We start from the raw sequence: 19,567 nt of genomic DNA, 5'->3' as shown, positions 1-19,567 counted from the left end.
AGCAGCTCTATATGGGGGCGCTCAGAATCGACACAAGGCCGCAGCAAGATTTGCATGCGGCCCTGTATCTCGAGCGAGATTCCGATTAGAAGCGGAAGTGGCTGAAGGCCTTGTTGGCTTCGGCCATACGGTGCACTTCGTCACGACGCTTCATCGCGCCGCCACGGCCTTCCGTAGCTTCCAGCAGCTCGTTGGCCAGGCGTTGAGCCATGGACTTCTCGCCACGCTTGCGGGAGGCTTCCTTGATCCAGCGCATGGCCAGAGCCAGACGACGGACGGGACGCACTTCCACGGGCACCTGGTAGTTGGCACCGCCAACACGGCGGGACTTCACTTCGACCATGGGCTTGACGTTGTTGATGGCAACAACGAAAGCTTCCAGAGGGTCCTTGCCGGGGTGCTTCTTCTCGATCAGGTCCAGAGCGCCGTAAATGATGCGCTCAGCAACCGCCTTCTTGCCGCCTTCCATGATCACGTTCATGAATTTGGACAGCTCTACATTGCCGAACTTGGGATCCGGCAGGATTTCACGTTTGGGGACTTCGCGACGACGTGGCATTTTTTACCTCTATCTTTGCTTCAGTTGGCATCTTTTCAGATACCGCGAGAGCTATTCAAAACTCTCACTTACTCGACCCGCACAAAACATTTGCGCTTAGGGCCACTACGTTTGACCGCGCCAGTCAGGCGAATCAAACACCGTTTGTTTTCAAAAAACCAGGGCTGATTACTTAGCCTTAGGCTTCTTGGCACCGTACTTGGAGCGAGCTTGCTTACGGTCCTTGACGCCTTGCAGGTCCAGGGAACCGCGCACGATGTGGTAACGCACACCGGGCAAGTCCTTCACACGACCACCGCGCACCAGCACAACGCTGTGCTCTTGCAGGTTGTGGCCTTCACCGCCGATGTACGAAATCACTTCGAAACCGTTGGTCAGACGAACCTTGGCCACCTTACGCAGAGCCGAGTTAGGCTTCTTGGGAGTGGTGGTGTACACACGGGTGCACACGCCACGGCGTTGGGGGCAGTTTTCCATAGCAGGGCTCTTGGATTTAACAACTTCTACCGTGCGGCCCTGACGCACGAGTTGGTTAATGGTTGGCATTAATTAAACGTCCCTAAACGTGAATTTGCTTCGTGAAAGCAAAAGGTTTATCCGCAAAAACAGATGCTGATGCGGAAACGTGAATCCCTTCGGAAATTCCGAAAAGCCCTCGAATGTACCAGCTTGCGCAAATCAGCACAACCCCCTCTGGGCAATAGCCCCCAGGCAGCAAGATGCTTTGCTTGAGCCTTATTCAAGGCTGTCGCCGGCTGGAGCGGCCTCCTGCCGGCCCGGGAACTTACTTGATCCAGAGGCGGATGGTGTCCCACAGTCGGCCGAAGAAGCCGGCCTGCTCGACGGCCTCAAGCGCCACCAGCGGCACCTCGGCCACCACATCCGCACCCGACTTGACCTTGAGCACGCCCATGGACTGGCCCTTGGCAATCGGTGCAATCAGCGGATCCTGGCGCACCACTTCGGTGGTCAGCTTGCCGCCGGTACCCGAGGGCACGGTCACCACCACGGCACCGTCGGCCTTGCCGATCTTGACCGCATTGGCTGCGCCCTTCCAGACGGCGGGAGTGGCCACAGGCTGATCGGCATCAAACAGCTTGACGGCATCGAAAGCGGTGTAACCCCAGTTCAGCAGCTTCTGGCTTTCGTTGGCACGCGCCTTTTCGCTGGCCGTGCCCAGCACGATGGACAGCAGGCGGCGCTGACCCACATTGGGCAGGTCGCGCTTGGCCGTGGCCACCAGGCAATAGCCGGCGGCATTGGTATGACCGGTCTTCAAGCCATCCACCGTGGGATCGCGGAACAGCAAGGCATTGCGGTTGCTGCCGTTGGAAGCGGGGGTGCCGGGGTAGCTGTACTGCTTGGTGGAGTAGTAGTGCATGTACTCGGGGAAGTCATGCATCAATCGCTGAGCCAGGATGGACAGATCACGCGCCGTCGTCAGGTGACCGGGCTCGGTCAGACCTTCGGGATTCTTGTAGCTGGTGTTCTTCATGCCCAGGGCCTTGGCCTGGTCATTCATCATCTTGACGAAGTTCTCGGCCGTGCCGCCCACGGCCTCGGCCAATGCCATGGTGGCATCGTTGCCGGACTGGATGATCATGCCGCTGAGCAGGTCATTGACGGGCACCTGCATCTTGGGGTCGATGAACATGCGCGAGCCGGGCATCTTCCAGGCACGCTCGCTCACGGGCATGCGTTGCTCCAGCGTGATTTTCTTGGAGCGCAGGGCATCGAACACCACATAGGCAGACATCAGCTTGGTCAGCGATGCCTGCTCGACGGGAGCGTCGATATCCTTGGCGCCCAGCACCTGGCCGGCAGTGACGTCCACCAGCAGATAGTTGCGGGCAGCGATTTCGGGAGGAACAGGGGCCGCCACCTGTGCCATGGCAAACACGGGTGCCACTGCGGCAGCAACGGCCAGAACACGCAGTGTGGAGTAGATGGGCTTCATGAAGAGGACTCTCGCTAAAGCAAAGATAAGCGCGGTGATTTACCGTCGAAAACGGCCAAAGCCAAGGATATACCTCGGCCTGGCGCTATGAAAAGGGAGTTAACCGAGACGGGGCAGCAATTCACGTGCGTCAAGGTGTGGGGTATGGCTCTTACAGGGACTTCAGGTGGCGCACCACCAGGCTCTTGAGCAGAGGCAATTGTCCGTGAAAGAAATGGCCGACCTGCGGAATCACGGTAACAGGCAGTATCTGCGGGCGCGCCCAGTCCATCACGGCGGACAACTCGACGGTGTCGTCCGCCTCGCCATGAATCACCAGGGTCTGGTCATGGGCCTCGGCAGGCACGGGAGCCACTTCGAAACGACTGGCGGCGGCGCCGACCAGCACGGCCTTCTGCACCCGGCCTGTACCCCAGAGTTGGGCCAGTGCATGGCTGGTGACGAAAGCGCCGAAGGAAAAACCGGCCAGGGCGATCGGGCCTTCGGGAGCCACCTGCTGTACCACGGCCAGCAAATCCTGCAGCTCGGCCTTGCCGGCGTCATACTCGCCGGCACTGGCACCCACGCCGCGAAAGTTGAAACGCACGACCGTGTAGCCGCACTGAACAAAGGCTCGCGCCAGGGTCTGGACCACCTTGTTGTCCATGGTGCCGCCAAACAGCGGATGCGGATGGGCGATGACGGCCACGCCCTTGGGGCTCTGGCCTTCGACCAGTTGCGGCGCATCGCGCAGGGCCTCAATGGCACCGGCAGTGCCGATGAGCGTCAGTCGTTCAGTCTGGGAATTCACGATTGCTATCCTAGTTGTAGCTTTTTGCGCTTGCTGTAATTGGGCTGACGCTTGAAAACACTTAAAGTTCCTGAACAGGCAAGCCCAAAGTCGGCCGCGCCAGACAAGAACCGCTTTGCCGCAAGCCTGTCGGGGCAGCCAAAGGACTCAAGGCAGCCAGATCAACGCCCCACGCTTTCGGGCAGCACAAGACGCTCGACCACCTTGCCGTTCTTGAGATGGGATTCGACGATTTCATCGATATCGCTGTCGTCGATGAAGGTGTACCAGACGGCCTCGGGGTAGACCACAGCCACGGGACCGCCAGCGCAGCGATCCAGGCAGCCGGCCTTGTTCACACGCACCTGCCCCTTACCGGCAAGTCCCTCTTCCTTGACTTTGCGCTTGCAGTGGTCAAAGCCCGCCTTGGCGCCGTGCAGAGCGCAGCAGTCCTCACCGTTGGGGCGCTCGTTCAGGCAAAAGAAGATATGACGCTGGTAGTAGCCGCCGGCCTGGTCTTGATTCTGGATGTCGCTCATGGAGGGTCATTCTAGGCAGGCTGTTGGCGACGCGAGAGTCGAATCACTACATACGCCAGTGTCACGTAAGGCCAGAGCCAGCCCAGCCATTGGCCCAGGCCGTAGAAGCGGATGAAGCGGCCTTGCTCCCAGGCCTGCAGGGTCTGGGCGAAGTACACATTTGTCGGCGCCTGATTGAGGATGCTCAGATGCAGCACCAGCACCAGCAGCAATAGCACGGCGCACATGCTGCGCGAGGCAGGCAATGCAATCACGGCCAGGCCCAGCCCACCCCAGACACCCAGGCGTACCGGCAGATCCACCCACTCCCAGGCATGGGCCGGGCCCCAGCTCAACGCGGCCGACAGTGCTGTCACCCCCACCCCTGCCGCCACCAGAAGCAATCCGGCCAGCGCGCGGCGGCCCATATGGCGCACGGCGCAGTAGGCCAGCAGACAGGGAATCCACAGCCCCAGCATCACGCACAGCATCTCCGTCACCAGCGACAGCGGCGCCATGGCGAAATCGCCCAGTGGCAACCAGTCCTCGAACGGCGTGTTCAGCAACCACTCCTGCAAGGTATCGTCAATGCGCTCCAGCACCTGACCCAGACCAAACGGCACGGCCGCCGGAAACAGCAGCGCAAAGGGCCACAGCGCCAGCAGCACCAGCACACCAGCACCACCCTCGCCCAGCCACTGGTTGCGAAATGCACTCCAGCGCGAAAGAGCCCCCAGCCTCTCCAGCAGCGCCGCCAGCAGAGCACCGATCAAGGTACCGCCGGCATTGAGCACCAGATCCAGATTGGACGGCACGCGGCGCGGCAGATAGATCTGCAGAAACTCCATGCACAGCGACAGCAGCGTGCCGGCAAGAAAAGCCAGCGGCACGGCTAGCCTGGGCTGGCCCGAGCGCATCAGGGCCAGCGCCAGGAAAAAGCCTAGCGGCGCATAGCCGACGATATTGGTGTTGACGTCGAACCAGGTCCAGTACGGCGGCGGAATCCTGGCGAACAGGAATACGCTGGGATCAATGCCCTGCGCGCGCCAGCCATCGAACGGGAACAGGCTGGCAAACACGATGAGCAGGCCATAGACCAGCGCCAGCGGCCAGGCCGAGGTATGGCGCATGGAAATCACCGGCACCGCGGAATCGGACACAGTCGCCTCCTACTCTCGGCACAAGACTCAAAAGGGCTTGACCACCACCAAAATCACGGCGGCGATCAGCAGCAGCACCGGCACTTCGTTATAGAAACGGAACCAGCGATGGCTTTTATGACAGGTGTTGTCCGCCAGCTTGCGCAGCAGCACGGCACAGCTGTGGTGGTAGCCGATGACCAGCAGCACCACCGCCAGTTTGGCATGCAGCCAGCCACCCGCGAAGCCCCAGCCCAGCCACAGCCACAGGCCCAGCCCCAGCGCGGGCACGGCCAGCATGGTGGTGAAGCGCAGCAGCTTGCGCGCCATCAACAGCAGGCGCTCACGCTCTGCCACCGAGCCCGGGGTGACCATGGCGATATTGACAAAGATGCGCGGCAGGTAGAACAGACCAGCAAACCAGCTGGCGACAAAAATGATGTGAAAGGCTTTGACCCATAGCATGGGGCCAGTGTAAAGGCCTGCGCTGCGCCACAGCCGCTGCGCGCCGCCTCTTTACCCCGCAATGAGACGGCCGTCATGGAATAGTCACGCAGCTGCAAGCCAAGCCATGGCGAATGGGGCACAATTTTCCCCATGCATTTGTCCAGCCCTACTCCTTTTCCCCAGAATCGTCCGCGCCGTCTGCGCCGCGATGCTTTCACCCGCAATCTGGTGCGCGAAAGCGTGCTGACGCCGCACGACTTCATCTACCCGGTGTTCGTGCATGAAGGCCAGAACAAGCGCGAGGCCGTGCCCTCCATGCCCGGCGTGGACCGCCTGAGCCTGGATCTGCTGCTGCCCGTGGCCGAGGAATGCGTGAAGCTGGAGATTCCCTATCTGGCGCTGTTCCCCGCCATTGAAACCAGTCTCAAGACCCCCAACGGCAAGGAAGCCCTGAACCCCGACGGTCTGATCCCGCGTGTGGTGCGCGCGCTGAAGAAGGAATTCCCCCAGCTGGGCGTGATGACCGATGTGGCGCTGGACCCCTATACCAGCCACGGCCAGGACGGCATCCTGGACGAGAGCGGCTACATCATCAACGATGACACCGTGGAAGTGCTGGTCGGCCAGGCCCTGACCCATGCCGAAGCCGGCGTGGACATGGTCGCCCCCAGCGACATGATGGACGGCCGCATCGGCGCCATCCGCGAAGCACTGGAGCTCCAAGGCCATATTCACACCCGCATCATGGCCTATAGCGCCAAGTACGCCAGCGCCTTCTACGGCCCCTTCCGCGATGCCGTGGGCACACGCGGCGCCCTGGGCAAGGCCGACAAGAATGTCTACCAGATGGACCCTGCCAACACCGACGAAGCCCTGCGCGAAGTGGCGCAGGACATCGCCGAAGGCGCGGACATGGTCATGGTCAAGCCCGGCATGCCGTATCTGGACGTGGTGCGCCGCGTCAAGGACGAGTTCAAGGTGCCGACCTTCGCCTATCAGGTGTCCGGCGAATACGCCATGCTCAAGGCCGCAGCCGCCAATGGCTGGCTCGATCACGACGCCGTGATGATGGAAGCCCTGCTGGCCTTCAAGCGCGCGGGCGCCGACGGCATCCTGACCTACTTTGCCATCGACGCCGCCAAAAAGCTGCGCGGCCTGTAAAAAATTGATAGCTGTCAGCGCAGGTCATGCTTGCGTTTGAGGGCATTTCAGGCATGATCTGACGGCTCGGGCTGCTGGCCCGGGCCGTTTTTGCATCTGCTTTTTGCACTGACATCGAGACTGCCAATTCCCATGCGCGTGCTGCATATATCTCCCCTCTATGCCCAGCCTGTTGACGGACTGCCCACGCAGGCGGCGACAATGGGGTTTTACTGGGTCTCCTGCACACGCTCGGAGCTGGAGGCTCAACTGCCGGCCATTCAGACCATGCTGGCCAGGCTGGGCGGCTCCGCCCTCGTGGACCTGCATGTCTCCGACCTGCTGAATCCGGCCATCCCTTCTAATTACGACTACACCTCGGTGTACGACGTGCTGGTGTTCCGCCGCCTGGCCAACGCCCATCTGCCGCCGCTCAACGGCAGCCACGCCCCGGCCTCGCCCGCCGTGGCCGCACCGCCTGGCCTGCCTGCAGCGATGACCGGCACCGGCAGTGCATCATCCAGCGCCCCGCCTCCATCCCACAACCCGGCTCACAGTGGCCAGCGCGAAGCGCCGGTGCTGCAACGCGTGGAAACCCAGCCCGTGGGCTTTGCGCTGTATGACCAGATCCTGCTGTCCGTGCATCCCGACGGCTGCTTTGTGCTGGAAAATTTCTGGCAGCGCCTGATCTCCGGCCCCGCCAAGACCGACGGCCGCCAGGTCAGCGCCAAGATGCCCGTGGAGCCTGCCGACCTGATGCTGCGCATGGTCAACGGCATGGTGGACGGCTATCTGGACCTGCGCCGTTCGCTGACGCGCCAGATCGACCACTGGCAGATGGCACTGCTCAAGCCCAACAAGCGTTTCAGCAACTGGGCCAGCGTGCTTGATGTGCGCCTGGCACTGCACCAGTTGGATGAAATCTGCGAAGACCAGCGCGCCGCCGTACAGGACTGGACCGAGGCACTGGAGGGCTGGCCGCCCGAGCACACACCCGCGCGCCAGCATGAGCGCGAGTTGCTGCGCGTGCGCTCGCGCGACGTGCTCGAACATATAGAGCGCGTGACCCACCACATTCACCGCATGGAACAAAGCGCCGAGACCGCCGTGCAGATGCACTTTTCGGCGCAGAGCAACCGCGCCAACGACATCATGCGCACGCTGACCACGGTGACGGCCATCTTTCTGCCGTTGAACCTGATTGCCGGCATCTTCGGCATGAACTTCGAGTTCATCCCCTTCGTGCACAAAAAGGACGGCTTCATCTGGGCCCTGCTGGCCATGGTGATCATCACCGTGGTGCTGGTGGCCTATTTCTGGCGGCGGCGCTATCTGGAAAGCGAAGAAAAAGAATGACCCCCTGAGGCGCTTCCGCGCCTTCCCCCAAGGGGGACGACATCCTCGCTGCGCGGCGGCGCTTGCTTGATGTCTCTGATGGGGAACCGCCCAGCGGCAACGGGCTTTAGATAAAAACAGCTGCTTGCGCTTATATATCAAGCACAAGCAGCTATTGTTTTTATATCAACCCAGATGCTGGGCGAAGAAGGCCAGAGTGCGCTCACCTGCCAACGCTGCAGCGGCTTCGTTATAGGAGCCGCGCTGGTCGCAGTTGAAGCCGTGGTCGGCGTCGTATACATGCACTTGCGCCTGGGGCTGAGCCTTCTTGAAGGCTTCGACGGACTCCAGCGAGATGTAATGGTCCTTGCTGCCGAAGTGGGCCAGCACCGGGCACAGTGCCTGACGACTGGCTTCCAGCTCGCCCGTCATGCCGCCGCCGTAGTAGCAGACTGCAGCCGAGACGCTGGCCAGATTGCAGGCCGAGCGCCAGGTCATGAGGCCGCCCCAGCAAAAGCCCACCACGCCGATCTTGCCGCCAGGCACCAGCGTCGCGGCATGGGCCGCAGCCGCCTCCACATCGCGCAGCGCGCCGGGCTCGGGCAGGGCTTCCACCGCAGTCTTGAGCGCAAAGCCGGCCTTCATGTCTTCTTCGCTGTAACCTAGCTCCACATCGGGCTTGACGCGGGCAAACATGGCGGGAGCCACAGCCACGTACCCCTGGGCCGCGTAGCGGTCTGCCACCGAGCGGATATGCGAGTTCACGCCAAAGATCTCCTGCAGCACCACGATGGCACCACGTGCCTGGCCCTCCGGCATGGCCACATAAGCCGGGGTTTTTGCGCCATCCACGGCTGTCAGTTCAATAAAGCTGCCCATTGCGAAGCTCCTTAACATGGTTCAAAAGGGAAATCCGCGACGCGGTCTCCAGCAATGCTGTAATGGCTGATGCCGCGTCGATGATTCGGCCATTTTTTCACAGGAGTGTTGATGCCAGCTATCCCCGCCCCACAAAAGGCAGACAGTCGCAAGAAGCCCCTCATGCCAGGAGACGAGCTGTAATGGATATCAAGCCGCTGATCACCCTGGTCGCCATCATCAACCCGCTGGCCATCGTCCCATTCTTCATCCACTACACGGCCGGCTTCGACGCCGAGCAGCGCTGGCAGACCATTCGCACCGCCGCCTTTGCAGCGTTCTGCGTGATTGCGGTCTGCGCCCTGCTGGGGCTGCAGATTCTGCAGTTCTTCAATATCTCGCTGCAAAGCTTTCAGGTCGGCGGCGGTCTGCTGCTGCTGATCAGCGCGATGAACATGCTCAACGCACGCCCTGCCGAAGAGCGCCCCAACAATGCCACTCTGGCAGCCGGCGTCGAAAAGGCCGCCGAGGGCAACAGCATTGCCGTCGTGCCGCTGACCATTCCGCTGCTGACCGGGCCTGCCGCCATGTCCACCGTGGTGATCTATGCCGATCAGGCGCGTACCATCTGGCAGCATGTGGCACTGGTCGGTTACGGCGTGGTGGTGGCTGCTGCCATCATGGTGTGCTTTTCATTGGCCCACCCGATTGCCCGCGTGCTGGGCAAGACCGGCATCAATGTGATGACCCGGCTCATGGGCCTGATTCTGGCCGCGCTGGCCATCGAGGTGATGGCGGGAGGCCTGATCAAGATCTTCCCCATCCTGGCCTCCCCGGCGATTTACCCTTGAACCACTGAGCGGCTACGCCGCTTCCCCCAAGGGGGACGGCAGCGGCGCTTGCTCGCTGTCTCTCGCCTTGGCGAGTGCCAGTTTCAGGCAGTTACCACTTCCTTTTTTTCAGCTTCACCGCAGGCGCCGCCACAGCCGGTAATGGGCTCAGTCGGCAAGGCCTCGGGCATCATCACTGCGCCGCTGACCGGATCGAAGCCCGAGCGGCGCATATGCAGGGCCAAGGCGGCATCCATATTCTGCGCATGGTGGCTGAACCAGGGGCCCAGCTCGGCCGCCATATGGCGGATGGTGGCCAGATCACCCTGCTCTGCCTTGACCGCCCCCTCGCGCAGGACGGCCAGCACCACCTTGTGCTGCTGGCTGTGGCAGTTGACCGTGGCAAATCCCGTGGTCTGCATCCAGCGGTCTTCCTGATCGAAGTGCTGCTGGGTGTGGGCAATCAGCTCGTCCCATCGAGCACACAGCTGCTCGTCGGCGGCGGCCTCCACCTGGGCCAGCAGGGCAACGAACTCCTCATGCACCGCGTCCATGACGGGAAAATCCAGGATGAGAGCGGCATTCCATTCGAGGCTGGCCATGGCAGTTCCTTGTGCGAGATTGAGGAACTGGCAGCTTAAGAACAAGACCTGATCCGGCCATTGACCCACATCAGCAAAGCAGCTGCCCGCCGGCAGCCAGGACTTGCCCGGAATCAACAAAGCCCTGCATGACAGGGCTTTGGGAGCGGCAATGCCTGGGGCTCGTCGGGCCTTAGCGCCCGTAACCCTGCAACCAGCGGCTGAGCTGGGCAGCCGCCTCATCCACCGCACGCGCCATGGCCTGGGCACCGCCGGCTGCGTCGGCTGCAGCAGCAGGCACTTCGACCGTGAACACCTTCTGGCCCAGCAACTGGTTGCCTGCACTCTCGCCGGCACCAATCAGGCTGGCACTCAGGCGCAGCAGCGCACGGCTGCTGCTGGCACTGTCAAAGACCTGGCTGAACTCGTCCACCGTCACGCGCAGCTGCGCAATCGAGCGCTTGTCGGCCAGCACCGCGCGGACATTGTCCTTGCCCGAAAGAACGGGACGCTCCAGCCCCAGACGCATGCGCAGACGCTGCTCCACCATCTGGGCCGGAGGCAGGCTCCAGCGCGCGTTCTGGTAGGCACGCAGCTGCTGGCTGTCGCTGTAGTTCAGGCGGTAGAACATGGCCGTCAGGCCCTCGGGCAGGCCTGGAGCCTGGACTTCGGCCAGCACCAGCGGCACCGGCGCCACCGAAGGAGCGGCTGCATTGGCGGCCGGCACCACAAGGTCGGTCATGCCCAGGTCATAGCGCACCGGCTGCGTGGGAGCTGTGGGCAGGCCTGAGCAGGCTGCGAGCGCCAGCACCAGAGAAGAAGCGCCCAGCAATCGCCATGCTCTGCGGCCTGTGAGTGAAAGCTTTGTGTCTGCCATATTGATTCCTTTAGGACTGGCGCCAACGGGAAAGGACAACGGGAATTCCTATCGCAAAAAACACCCTGCCTGATCCGAGTTTGCGCAAGTCGTGTCCTTGTTGCCGATTCACTTGGCCGGAGCCACAAAACCGGGCTCGCCGGGGCCTGGCAGGCCCAGGCCCTGACCGTAGATGACGGACTGCGGGTTGTCATTGAAGCGGCCCGCAGCAGCGCCCATGCTGCGCGCCGCGCGCGAGACATCGTCGGCCGCGCCGTTCATGCGCGGCAGGGTGCTGCGTCCCAACGACTCGGCCGCCTGCGACAGAGCCTGCGTGCCCTCGGCAATCTGCTGCAGCGGGCCGTCGGGGGCATTGACCTTGCGCACGGTCTGTTGCAGATCGGTCGCCACGCCCGTGGCGGCATTGCCGGCCTTGGTAAGGGACTGCAGAGTCTGATGCGCATCTGCCGTGATCTGCGGAAAGTCCTTGGCCGTCTTGTTCATGGTCTCGGCCAGGTCCTTGATCCCGCCGGATGCGGCAGCGATATTGTCGAGCGCCACGCTCACCCGCTTCTGGTTGTCCTCATCCAGCATGGCATTGAGGCGGCGTGAAATTTCGTCAACCCGCTCCAGCAGCACCGGCCCCTGGTCGGCCAGCATGTTCAGCGGCGACGACTTCATGGTCAGGCGCGGCAGGCCGCTGGGCCCGGGTTTGAGCGGTTGCGAAGACTTGCTGTCATCGTCGAGCTGGATATGGGCCAGCCCCGTCACCCCCTGATAGCCAAGCTGGGCGTAGGTGGCCTGCGTGACCGGCGTGTCCTCGCCCACGGCAATGCGAATCAACACATTGCCGGCAATCTGCGGGTCAAAACCGATGCGCACCACCTTGCCCACGGGCACGCCCTTGTAGCGCACCGTGGCCTGGGGCTGCAGGCCGCTGACGCCGTCCTTGGTGGACATTTCATAGAGCTGGTATTCGCGGTTGTCACGCGTCAGCCAGACGGCCAGCCCTGCCAGCAGGGCCGCAACCACCAGCACGAAGATGCCGGCAGCCATGGCATGGGACTTGTTTTCCATCAGCTTTCCTCTGCGGCCATGCCGCCTTGCACCGGGGCCATGGCACGGCGGCCACGCTCTCCCTGGAAGAAATGTTCGATAAACGGGTGCTTGATCCGGGCCACATCGCGCGGAGCTCCGGTGAACAGCACTCTTTTCTCGGCCAGCACGGCCACTCGTGTGGACAGTGCAAACAGCGTATCCAGATCGTGGGTGACCATGATCACGGTCAGGCCCAGCTCGGCATGGATATCGCGCAGCAACTCGCAGAACTCGTCCGAGCCCTTGGGGTCCAGTCCAGCTGTGGGTTCGTCCAGCAGCAGCAGCGGCGGATCCATCATCAGCGCACGTGCCAGCGCCACGCGCTTGATCATGCCGCCCGACAGATCTGCAGGCATGCGCGAGGCATGCTCGGGCTTGAGGCCCACCATCTGCAGCTTGACCATGGCCGCATCACGCACCACGGCATCGGGCAAGGTGCCCTGCTCACGCAGCGCAAACGCGATGTTGTCCAGCACGTTGAAGGCCGAATACAGCGCGCCCTGCTGGAACAGCATGCCCACCTGACTCGCCGCCAGCTCGCCGCTGATGACCTCGCGCGAGGGCCTGCCATCCACGGTCACCGTACCGCGCGATGGCGAGAGCAGCCCCAGAATCTGGCGCAGCAGCACCGTCTTGCCCGTGCCAGAGCCTCCCACCAGGGCCAGAATCTCGCCCGGGTAGACATCGAAGTTCAAGTCTTGGTGCACGGCAAAGCGCGACGCGCCTTCGCCAAATTCGGTCCACAGGTCCACCGCCTGCACCAAGGGCTTCACATCCTGCGGCGGCGCGTAGTCGCCCACGGCGCCCTCGATACGACGGTTCTGCATCACCTCTGTCATTTGCGTGCCCCCCGCCGCGCGAGGCTGGCGCGACCCAAGCCAGAGCCGCCGAGCAAGGGCCGCCCCGCAGCGAAGGTGTCGTCCCCTTGAGGGGAAGCGGCGAAGCCGCACAGGGGGTAGTTCATCCTAAAAGCCCACGTTTCTGAAGAGGATGGCAAAGATGGCATCCACGATGATGACCATGGTGATGGATGACACCACCGCCGCCGTGGTGCCGCGCCCCAGACTCTGGGTATTGGGCTCTACCTTCAGGCCCCAATGGCAGCCGATCAGGGCAATCAACACGCCAAACACCACGGACTTGCCCATGGCCAGCACCAGATTGCCGATCTTTACGGCCGCAGGCAGGCTTTGAATGAAGTAAGACGGCGTGATGTCCATGGTCAGGTCCGCCGCGACCATGCCGCCAGCCAGTGCCGCAAGAATGGTCCACAAAGCCACCAGCGGCATGGACACGGCCAGCGCCAGCGCACGCGGCAGCACCAGCCGGTAGCCCTGTGAGATGCCCATGACCTGCATGGCGTCGAGCTCTTCGGTCACGCGCATCACGCCGATCTGCGCCGTAATGGCCGAGCCGCTGCGCCCTGCCACCAGAATCGCCGCCAGCAGCGGCCCCAGCTCGCGGATCAGCGAAATGCCAAGAATGTTGACGATAAAGGACTCGGCCCCGAACTGGCGCAGCTGCAGCGCCATCAGATAGGCCAGCACCACACCGATCAGAAAGCCGACCAGTGCCGTGATCGGCAAGGCAGTCGCCCCCGTCGCATAGAGGTGGCCTGAAATATCGCGCCAGGGGCCACGAAACGGATTGCGCAGCAGCCGCAGGCAGTCCAGCAGCAACTGACCGACCAGTTGAATCAAGTTGGAAAAGTGCCCGCAGGCGTCGATCACCATCTGACCCAGTCGATTGACCTCGCACATCCATCCCGAGGGCTCCGGCTTGGGCTTGGGCACTTCGCTGAACCTGGCCACACGCTCCAGCATGGAGCGCTGGTTCTTGGTCGTCAGCAACTGGGCCGGCCAGGCCTTGCCCCATTGCTCCCACAGCAGCTGCGCACCGATATGGTCGAGCCAGACCATCTGCTGCAAATCCCAGGCCACGCCCTTGGGCACCGCCCTGATCTGCGGCGCCAGCTGACGCCAGATATGACGGTCGCCCAGCTCGGCAGCACTCCAGCGGCCCACAGGCACGGCCCATTGCTGACCTTCGCGGGACTGCAGCGGGCATTGAGGTAGTTGGTCTGAGCTGGGCAAAGAAAAGCTTCCTAGGACATGAGGGAGACGGCTGGCCACTGGGGCCAGCATAACGCGCCCAGTGAGGAGCATGCCAAACGCAGCACGTAGGCCGCTGCCGCATGCCACGCAATGATAGCGTTGCAATTTTTATCAAAAACCCGCGAAAGTCAAAACCAGCACTGCGCCGACAGCTTCCAAAACAGGAGTATGCGAGCGCTTTCCCTATCGACACCTGCAAGCTCATCACACCTAATGAACCAGCCTTTTTGCCCATGACTGCCCGACGCTCTGGCCTCTGTGCCTGGCCGGCCTTTTGATCTTCCCATGAGTGACACCCAGTTCGACTACATCGTCATCGGCGGCGGCACAGCAGGTTCGCTGCTGTGCAACCGCCTCACCCGCAACAAGAATCACCGGGTTCTGCTGATCGAAGCAGGCGGCAAGGATGACTACCACTGGATCCATATCCCTGTGGGCTATCTCTATTGCATAGGCAACCCGCGCACCGACTGGCGCTACCAGACCGAACCCGACCCCGGGCTCAACGGCCGCAGCCTTCGCTACCCGCGCGGCAAGACACTGGGCGGCTGCTCCAGCATCAACGGCATGATCTATATGCGCGGCCAGTCCCGCGACTACGAGCAATGGGCCGAGCTGACCGGCGACGACACCTGGCGCTGGGAGCAGGTGCTGCCGGCCTTCCGGCAGCACGAGGACCATTGGCGTCTCGACGCCGGAGGCAGCCCCAGCGAGGAATTCAAGCGCCTGCACGGCAGCAAAAGCACAGGCGGCAGCGGCGAATGGCGGGTGGAGAAGCAGCGTCTGCACTGGGACATACTCGACGCCTTTGCCCAGGCCGCGCAGCAGGCCGGCATTCCGGCCACCGATGACTTCAACCGCGGCTGCAACGAGGGCGTGGGCTATTTTGAAGTCAATCAGAAGTCAGGTCTGCGCTGGAACACGGCCAAGGCGTTTCTGCGTCCCACCTGCTACGGCCGCCCCAACTTCGAGATGTGGACCCGCGCCCAGGTGCGCCGGCTGCTTCTGGAAGATCTGCCGGACGGCAGCCAGCGCTGCACCGGCGCCGAAGTCTGGACCGGAGAGGAGATGGTGACCGTGCAGGCCGGGCGCGAAGTGCTGCTCTGCGCGGGTGCGGTCAACTCGCCGCATATCCTGCAGCTGTCGGGCATAGGCCCCGGCGAATTGCTGCACCGCCATGCCGTGGCCGTGCGCCGCGATCTGCCCGGCGTGGGCGCCAATCTGCAGGACCACCTGCAAATCCGCTCGGTCTACAAGGTGCAGAACGCCAAGACGCTCAACACCATGGCCGGCAGCCTCTGGGGCAAGGCGGCCATCGCCCTGGAATACGCACTCAAGCGCAGCGGCCCCATGAGCATGGCACCCTCGCAACTCGGGGCCTTTACACGCAGCAATCCGGCGTTGGCCCACCCCAATCTGGAATATCACGTGCAACCGCTGTCACTGGATGCCTTTGGCGAGCCGCTGCACGACTTTGCCGCCTTCACCGCCAGCGTCTGCAACCTCAACCCCAGCAGCCGCGGCACGGTGCAACTGCAAAGCGCGGATTTCCACCAGGCGCCTGCCATCGCCCCCCATTACCTGTCTACGGCAGAAGACCGGCAGGTGGCGGCAGACAGCCTGCGCGTCACGCGGCGCATCGTCAGCCAGCCGGCACTTGCACGCTTCCAGCCCGAAGAGTTCAAGCCCGGTGCTCAATACCAGAGCGACGAGGAGCTGGCGCGTCTGGCCGGCGATATCGCCACCACCATCTTCCACCCCGTGGGCACCACCAAGATGGGGCGCGCCGACGACCCGATGGCGGTCCTGGACAGCCGTTTCAAGGTGAGAGGCGTGCAAGGCCTGCGCGTGGTCGATGCCGGCGCCATGCCCACCATCACCAGCGGCAATACCAACAGCCCGACGCTGATGATGGCCGAGAAGGCGGCGCAGTGGATTCGTGACGCGACCTGAAAAACGGCCTCTCAAAAAGCCGAGCGATTCACTACGACAAGCCCGTGAGCGCCTGAAATTCGCTCTGGAGCGCCAAGTCTGTCCGGGCGGAAGAATCCCGCGCGGCGTCATGTCCTATGGATCAAAGCCCTCAGAGATCTTTTACTTATAAGCATATGACGCTATTGTTTTTGAAATATCGCAAAACTCCTAAGGATGTCACGAAGCTTTCTGATTCATTTGTCAGACGTTTTTGATATAACCCAAGGGAATTCCCCAATGCACCACACAGGTGCAGCCCTTACATTCTCGTCACTCTCGCTGCTCCACGAAGCAGCATGGAGGGCCGAGGAGACAACTCGACACAACCAGACCAATACATATAAAAGCATCAAAGATGCGTTCAAAAGCGCCCCTCAGGGGGCGCTTTTTTTATGCCTGCACACAAGCTTGAGGCAGCAGTGCGACAATGCCGGCGCCATCTTCGGGCATGCACGCCCGCTCTCCCCTGGCTTCTTCATCCCGCCTCCGGCAGCGCCGCCCCAGCGGCAACGGGCGCTGCTCACGGCATGCACCAATTGCAGGCATTTACTCCATGGAATGGATTCTTGTTTCCCTCGCCTCGGCCCTGGCCGGGTTTGTTGACGCCATCGTGGGAGGCGGCGGACTGATTCTGGTGCCGGCCATGTTTGCCGCCTTCCCCACCACCACGCCCGCCACGCTGTTTGGCACCAACAAGAGCGCCGCCGTCTGGGGCACGGCCATTTCCGCCTGGCAGTACAGCAAGCGCGTGCATATCACCTGGGCCACGCTGGTGCCCGCCATCGGCACGACGCTGGTGGGCGCTTTTCTCGGAGCCTGGGCCGTCACGTTGATCTCGCCCGATTTTCTGCGCAAGCTGCTGCCCTTCATCCTGCTGGGCGTGCTGGGCTATACCCTGGCCAAAAAAGAGCTGGGCCGCGACCATGAGCCGCGCCTGGCGGGCCGCACCGAGATGTTGACCGCCAGCACCATCGGCCTGCTGATCGGCTTCTACGACGGCTTCTTCGGCCCCGGCACAGGCAGCTTCTTCGTGTTCCTGTTCGTGCGCCTGCTGGGCTATGACTTCCTCAACGCCTCGGCCAGCGCCAAGCTGCTGAATCTGGCCTCCAACGCTGCAGCACTGCTGCTGTTCACCCTCAAGGGCCATGTCTGGTGGCACTTTGCCATCCCGCTGGCCGTGGCCAACGTGCTGGGCAGCATGCTGGGCACCTGGATGGCCTTGCGCCACGGAACGGGCTTTGTACGCACGATTTTCATCGGCGTGGTCAGCCTGCTGATTCTGAAGACAGGTTACGACGCTTTTTTGCGTTAAGCCTTTGCGTTAAGCCCCTGCGTTAAAAGCGTCAGCCGCTCTCAATTTATCAAGGTGCTGTTTCGTCGTCGGGCAGCACCGAGATATCTTCCACACGGCGCGGTGTGCCGATCGGTGGGCCTGCCTTGCCCTGGCGCACGGCAGCAATATCCGCCTCACTGGGATAGTTGCCCACCAGCCAGTAGTCCAGGATGCGGCGTGCGATAGGTGCGGCCGCCGCCGCACCGAAGCCGGCATTCTCCACAATCACGGCCACGGCAATCCTGGGCGCTTCGGCCGGACCGTAGGCGATATAGAGCGAATGGTCGCGCTGATACTCGGCCAGACGCGCAGCGTTGTACTTTTCCTTCTGGCCCACGCTCACGGCCTGGGCCGTGCCGGTCTTGCCACCCGACAGATAGCTGGCACTGCCGAATACGCCACGCCCAGTGCCACCGGTCACCACTCCGACCATGCCACGCTTGACGGCATCGACATTGCTCTGCTTGTAGCCCAGGTTGACGGGAGCTGGCTGAACAATGGCCGTGCGCGTGCCGGTGACGGAGTCGATCAGCTCCTTGCCCACATGGGGCGTGAAGCTCATGCCGCTGTTGACCAGCGTGGCCAGCGCATGCGAGAGCTGGAGGATGGTGAAGTTGTTGTAGCCCTGGCCGATACCCAGAGAAATCGTCTCGCCTGCAAACCACTGCTGCTGGGCGGCGCGCTTGTAGGTCTTGCGCTTCCACTCCTTGCTGGGCAGCACGCCGCGCACCTCGCCGGGCAGATCGATGCCGGTGATCTGGCCAAAGCCCAGCGGCTTCATGAAGTCGTGGATCGCATCCACGCCCATCTCGTTGGCCAGAGTGTAGAAATAGACGTTGCTGGAATGCTGGATGGCGCGCGCCAGATCCACCGGGCCCAGCGCATGGCCGGAGCGGAAGGTGTGGCCACCGAACGTCCAGGAGCCGCCATCCTGGATCACCGTGCCCGGCGTGCGCTTGCCGGTCTCCAGGCCCGCCAGGCCCATGAAGGGCTTGTAGGTCGAGCCCACAGGGTAGGTGCCGCGCATGGAGCGGTTGAGCAACGGGCGGTCCAGCGATTCGTTGAGTGCCTTCCAGCTCTCCTGGTCGATACCGTCGACAAACAGATTCGGGTCGTAGGTCGGCTTGCTGACCATGGCCAGCACCTCGCCGTTGCGCGGGTCCATGGCGATGGCCACGCCGCGGCGATTGCCGTAGAGGTCTTCCACCATCTTCTGCAGCTTGATGTCCACCGACAACTGCAGGCTGTGTCCCGGCGTGGCAGGGCGACTGCCCAGGCGGCGCACCGCATGACCGCCAGCCGAGGTTTCCATTTCCTCCCAGCCGGTCTGGCCGTGCAGCTGCAGCTCATAGCTCTTTTCGGCCCCCAGCTTGCCCATGACCTCGGTGCCGCGGTAGTTGGCCGCATCGTCGGAATCGTCGATCTCTTCCTTTTCCCTTTGATTGATACGACCGATGTACCCGATCAAATGGCTGCCGGTTTCCTTGAGCGGGTAGGTGCGGAACAGGCGGGCCTTGATGTCCACGCCCGGAAAGCGATAACGCTGAGCCGCGAACTTGGCCACTTCCTCATCCGTCAGGCGCGAGCGGATCGGAATCGACTCAAAGCTCTTGGAGTCATCCATGAGCCGCTTGAACTTGCGGCGGTCGCGCGGCGTGATCTCTATGACCCCGGACAGCCCCTCGATGGTCTCGTCCAGGTCCTCGACCTTGGAGCGTGTGATCTCCAGCGTATAGGCCGAGTAATTGGTCGCCAGCACCACGCCGTTGCGGTCCAGTATCTGGCCCCGGTTGGGCACGATGGGCACCACCGCCGTGCGATTGCTCTCGGCCCGCTCGGCAAATTCCTCATGGCGCTCGACCTGCAGCACCAGCAGACGCCAGACCAGCAGACAGAACGCCAGAAATACCACGCAGCACATGACGACTGCACGCATCCGGAAGCGCTGCAGCTCGACTTCGGTATTACGGATCTCCATCATGCGACAACACCAGCAAACAAAGCCGCCCCGCAGCGAGGCTGCCGTCCTGCCCCGCAAAGCAAGAGGCAGGAAAGCGCG

The 19,567-nt window shown here is 62.6% G+C and carries 19 protein-coding genes; 5 read left to right on the top strand and 14 right to left on the bottom strand.

Features of this window, described 5'->3' with window-relative positions; genetic code table 11:
- Positions 1-85 precede the first annotated feature (85 nt).
- The 7 genes from rpsG to QYQ99_RS12435 all read right to left on the bottom strand — a co-directional run bounded on the left by rpsG (position 86) and on the right by QYQ99_RS12435 (position 5,407).
- Entirely contained in the window at positions 86-559 is a 474-nt protein-coding gene (gene rpsG, locus QYQ99_RS12465; RefSeq protein ID WP_003059438.1) for a 30S ribosomal protein S7, read from the bottom strand.
- A 168-nt stretch (positions 560-727) separates the two neighbouring features.
- Positions 728-1,105 carry a 30S ribosomal protein S12 gene (gene rpsL, locus QYQ99_RS12460; RefSeq protein ID WP_003059441.1) on the bottom strand — a complete coding sequence of 126 codons (378 nt, stop codon included), beginning with the start codon at positions 1,103-1,105 and terminating at the stop codon, positions 728-730.
- 238 nt (positions 1,106-1,343) lie between these two features.
- Positions 1,344-2,516 carry a D-alanyl-D-alanine carboxypeptidase family protein gene (locus QYQ99_RS12455; protein WP_302092922.1) on the bottom strand — a complete coding sequence of 391 codons (1,173 nt, stop codon included), beginning with the start codon at positions 2,514-2,516 and terminating at the stop codon, positions 1,344-1,346.
- Between the two features lie 151 nt (positions 2,517-2,667).
- Positions 2,668-3,306: an alpha/beta hydrolase gene (locus tag QYQ99_RS12450; RefSeq protein WP_302092921.1), complete on the bottom strand. Its 639-nt coding sequence runs from the start codon at positions 3,304-3,306 to the stop codon at positions 2,668-2,670.
- 161 nt (positions 3,307-3,467) lie between these two features.
- Positions 3,468-3,824 (bottom strand): (2Fe-2S) ferredoxin domain-containing protein, encoded by a 357-nt coding sequence (locus QYQ99_RS12445; RefSeq protein ID WP_034357909.1) that lies wholly within the window; start codon positions 3,822-3,824, stop codon positions 3,468-3,470.
- Positions 3,825-3,835: 11 nt separating this feature from the next.
- The gene (locus QYQ99_RS12440; protein ID WP_302093164.1) at positions 3,836-4,933 is read right to left on the bottom strand and encodes a VanZ family protein; all 1,098 of its coding nucleotides are present in this window, start codon (positions 4,931-4,933) and stop codon (positions 3,836-3,838) included.
- Positions 4,934-4,990: 57 nt separating this feature from the next.
- Positions 4,991-5,407: a CopD family protein gene (locus QYQ99_RS12435; protein WP_167010891.1), complete on the bottom strand. Its 417-nt coding sequence runs from the start codon at positions 5,405-5,407 to the stop codon at positions 4,991-4,993.
- A gap of 132 nt (positions 5,408-5,539) precedes the next feature.
- Here QYQ99_RS12435 and hemB point away from each other — a divergent pair, with 132 nt between their 5' ends.
- Entirely contained in the window at positions 5,540-6,550 is a 1,011-nt protein-coding gene (hemB, locus tag QYQ99_RS12430; RefSeq protein WP_302092920.1) for a porphobilinogen synthase, read from the top strand.
- A 132-nt stretch (positions 6,551-6,682) separates the two neighbouring features.
- The gene (locus QYQ99_RS12425; protein ID WP_302092919.1) at positions 6,683-7,885 is read left to right on the top strand and encodes a magnesium transporter CorA family protein; all 1,203 of its coding nucleotides are present in this window, start codon (positions 6,683-6,685) and stop codon (positions 7,883-7,885) included.
- A gap of 165 nt (positions 7,886-8,050) precedes the next feature.
- Here QYQ99_RS12425 and QYQ99_RS12420 read toward each other — a convergent pair whose 3' ends face one another.
- Positions 8,051-8,743: a dienelactone hydrolase family protein gene (locus QYQ99_RS12420; RefSeq protein ID WP_302092918.1), complete on the bottom strand. Its 693-nt coding sequence runs from the start codon at positions 8,741-8,743 to the stop codon at positions 8,051-8,053.
- A 182-nt stretch (positions 8,744-8,925) separates the two neighbouring features.
- Here QYQ99_RS12420 and QYQ99_RS12415 point away from each other — a divergent pair, with 182 nt between their 5' ends.
- A complete protein-coding gene (locus QYQ99_RS12415) occupies positions 8,926-9,573 on the top strand; it encodes a MarC family protein (protein ID WP_302092917.1) in 648 nt (215 codons plus the stop codon).
- Between the two features lie 83 nt (positions 9,574-9,656).
- Here QYQ99_RS12415 and QYQ99_RS12410 read toward each other — a convergent pair whose 3' ends face one another.
- The 5 genes from QYQ99_RS12410 to QYQ99_RS12390 all read right to left on the bottom strand — a co-directional run bounded on the left by QYQ99_RS12410 (position 9,657) and on the right by QYQ99_RS12390 (position 14,180).
- The gene (locus QYQ99_RS12410) at positions 9,657-10,154 is read right to left on the bottom strand and encodes a hemerythrin domain-containing protein (protein ID WP_302092916.1); all 498 of its coding nucleotides are present in this window, start codon (positions 10,152-10,154) and stop codon (positions 9,657-9,659) included.
- A 172-nt stretch (positions 10,155-10,326) separates the two neighbouring features.
- Positions 10,327-11,010, bottom strand: coding sequence for an ABC-type transport auxiliary lipoprotein family protein (locus QYQ99_RS12405; protein ID WP_302092915.1), 684 nt, complete (start codon positions 11,008-11,010; stop codon positions 10,327-10,329).
- 108 nt (positions 11,011-11,118) lie between these two features.
- A complete protein-coding gene (locus tag QYQ99_RS12400; RefSeq protein WP_302092914.1) occupies positions 11,119-12,066 on the bottom strand; it encodes an MlaD family protein in 948 nt (315 codons plus the stop codon).
- On the bottom strand, positions 12,066-12,926 hold the full coding sequence (locus QYQ99_RS12395; RefSeq protein ID WP_409811643.1) for an ABC transporter ATP-binding protein: 861 nt from the start codon (positions 12,924-12,926) through the stop codon (positions 12,066-12,068). Before QYQ99_RS12395 ends, QYQ99_RS12400 begins: the two co-directional genes overlap by 1 nt.
- Positions 12,927-13,052: 126 nt before the next feature.
- Positions 13,053-14,180 carry an MlaE family ABC transporter permease gene (locus QYQ99_RS12390; protein WP_302092912.1) on the bottom strand — a complete coding sequence of 376 codons (1,128 nt, stop codon included), beginning with the start codon at positions 14,178-14,180 and terminating at the stop codon, positions 13,053-13,055.
- 306 nt (positions 14,181-14,486) lie between these two features.
- Here QYQ99_RS12390 and QYQ99_RS12385 point away from each other — a divergent pair, with 306 nt between their 5' ends.
- Both QYQ99_RS12385 and QYQ99_RS12380 read left to right on the top strand, forming a co-directional pair.
- A complete protein-coding gene (locus QYQ99_RS12385; protein ID WP_302092911.1) occupies positions 14,487-16,154 on the top strand; it encodes a GMC family oxidoreductase in 1,668 nt (555 codons plus the stop codon).
- A 574-nt stretch (positions 16,155-16,728) separates the two neighbouring features.
- A complete protein-coding gene (locus QYQ99_RS12380) occupies positions 16,729-17,487 on the top strand; it encodes a sulfite exporter TauE/SafE family protein (protein WP_302092910.1) in 759 nt (252 codons plus the stop codon).
- Between the two features lie 49 nt (positions 17,488-17,536).
- On the opposite strand, the gene mrdA is transcribed toward QYQ99_RS12380, so the two are convergent.
- On the bottom strand, positions 17,537-19,489 hold the full coding sequence (mrdA, locus tag QYQ99_RS12375) for a penicillin-binding protein 2 (RefSeq protein ID WP_302092909.1): 1,953 nt from the start codon (positions 19,487-19,489) through the stop codon (positions 17,537-17,539).
- Between the last annotated feature and the right edge of the window lie 78 nt (positions 19,490-19,567).

It is taken from the genome of Comamonas testosteroni (assembly GCF_030505195.1).
GTDB lineage: Bacteria > Pseudomonadota > Gammaproteobacteria > Burkholderiales > Burkholderiaceae_C > Comamonas > Comamonas testosteroni_G.
This window is presented reverse-complemented; position numbering and strand designations above follow the sequence as displayed.

Coding starts and splice junctions, on each gene's coding strand:
- rpsG (WP_003059438.1), bottom strand. CDS start 559: ATGCCACGTCGTCGCGAAGTCCCCAAACGTGAAATCCTGCCGGATCCC.
- rpsL (WP_003059441.1), bottom strand. CDS start 1,105: ATGCCAACCATTAACCAACTCGTGCGTCAGGGCCGCACGGTAGAAGTT.
- QYQ99_RS12455 (WP_302092922.1), bottom strand. CDS start 2,516: ATGAAGCCCATCTACTCCACACTGCGTGTTCTGGCCGTTGCTGCCGCA.
- QYQ99_RS12445 (WP_034357909.1), bottom strand. CDS start 3,824: ATGAGCGACATCCAGAATCAAGACCAGGCCGGCGGCTACTACCAGCGT.
- QYQ99_RS12440 (WP_302093164.1), bottom strand. CDS start 4,933: ATGCGCCATACCTCGGCCTGGCCGCTGGCGCTGGTCTATGGCCTGCTC.
- QYQ99_RS12435 (WP_167010891.1), bottom strand. CDS start 5,407: ATGCTATGGGTCAAAGCCTTTCACATCATTTTTGTCGCCAGCTGGTTT.
- hemB (WP_302092920.1), top strand. CDS start 5,540: ATGCATTTGTCCAGCCCTACTCCTTTTCCCCAGAATCGTCCGCGCCGT.
- QYQ99_RS12425 (WP_302092919.1), top strand. CDS start 6,683: ATGCGCGTGCTGCATATATCTCCCCTCTATGCCCAGCCTGTTGACGGA.
- QYQ99_RS12420 (WP_302092918.1), bottom strand. CDS start 8,743: ATGGGCAGCTTTATTGAACTGACAGCCGTGGATGGCGCAAAAACCCCG.
- QYQ99_RS12415 (WP_302092917.1), top strand. CDS start 8,926: ATGGATATCAAGCCGCTGATCACCCTGGTCGCCATCATCAACCCGCTG.
- QYQ99_RS12410 (WP_302092916.1), bottom strand. CDS start 10,154: ATGGCCAGCCTCGAATGGAATGCCGCTCTCATCCTGGATTTTCCCGTC.
- QYQ99_RS12405 (WP_302092915.1), bottom strand. CDS start 11,010: ATGGCAGACACAAAGCTTTCACTCACAGGCCGCAGAGCATGGCGATTG.
- QYQ99_RS12400 (WP_302092914.1), bottom strand. CDS start 12,066: ATGGAAAACAAGTCCCATGCCATGGCTGCCGGCATCTTCGTGCTGGTG.
- QYQ99_RS12395 (WP_409811643.1), bottom strand. CDS start 12,926: ATGACAGAGGTGATGCAGAACCGTCGTATCGAGGGCGCCGTGGGCGAC.
- QYQ99_RS12385 (WP_302092911.1), top strand. CDS start 14,487: ATGAGTGACACCCAGTTCGACTACATCGTCATCGGCGGCGGCACAGCA.
- QYQ99_RS12380 (WP_302092910.1), top strand. CDS start 16,729: ATGGAATGGATTCTTGTTTCCCTCGCCTCGGCCCTGGCCGGGTTTGTT.
- mrdA (WP_302092909.1), bottom strand. CDS start 19,489: ATGATGGAGATCCGTAATACCGAAGTCGAGCTGCAGCGCTTCCGGATG.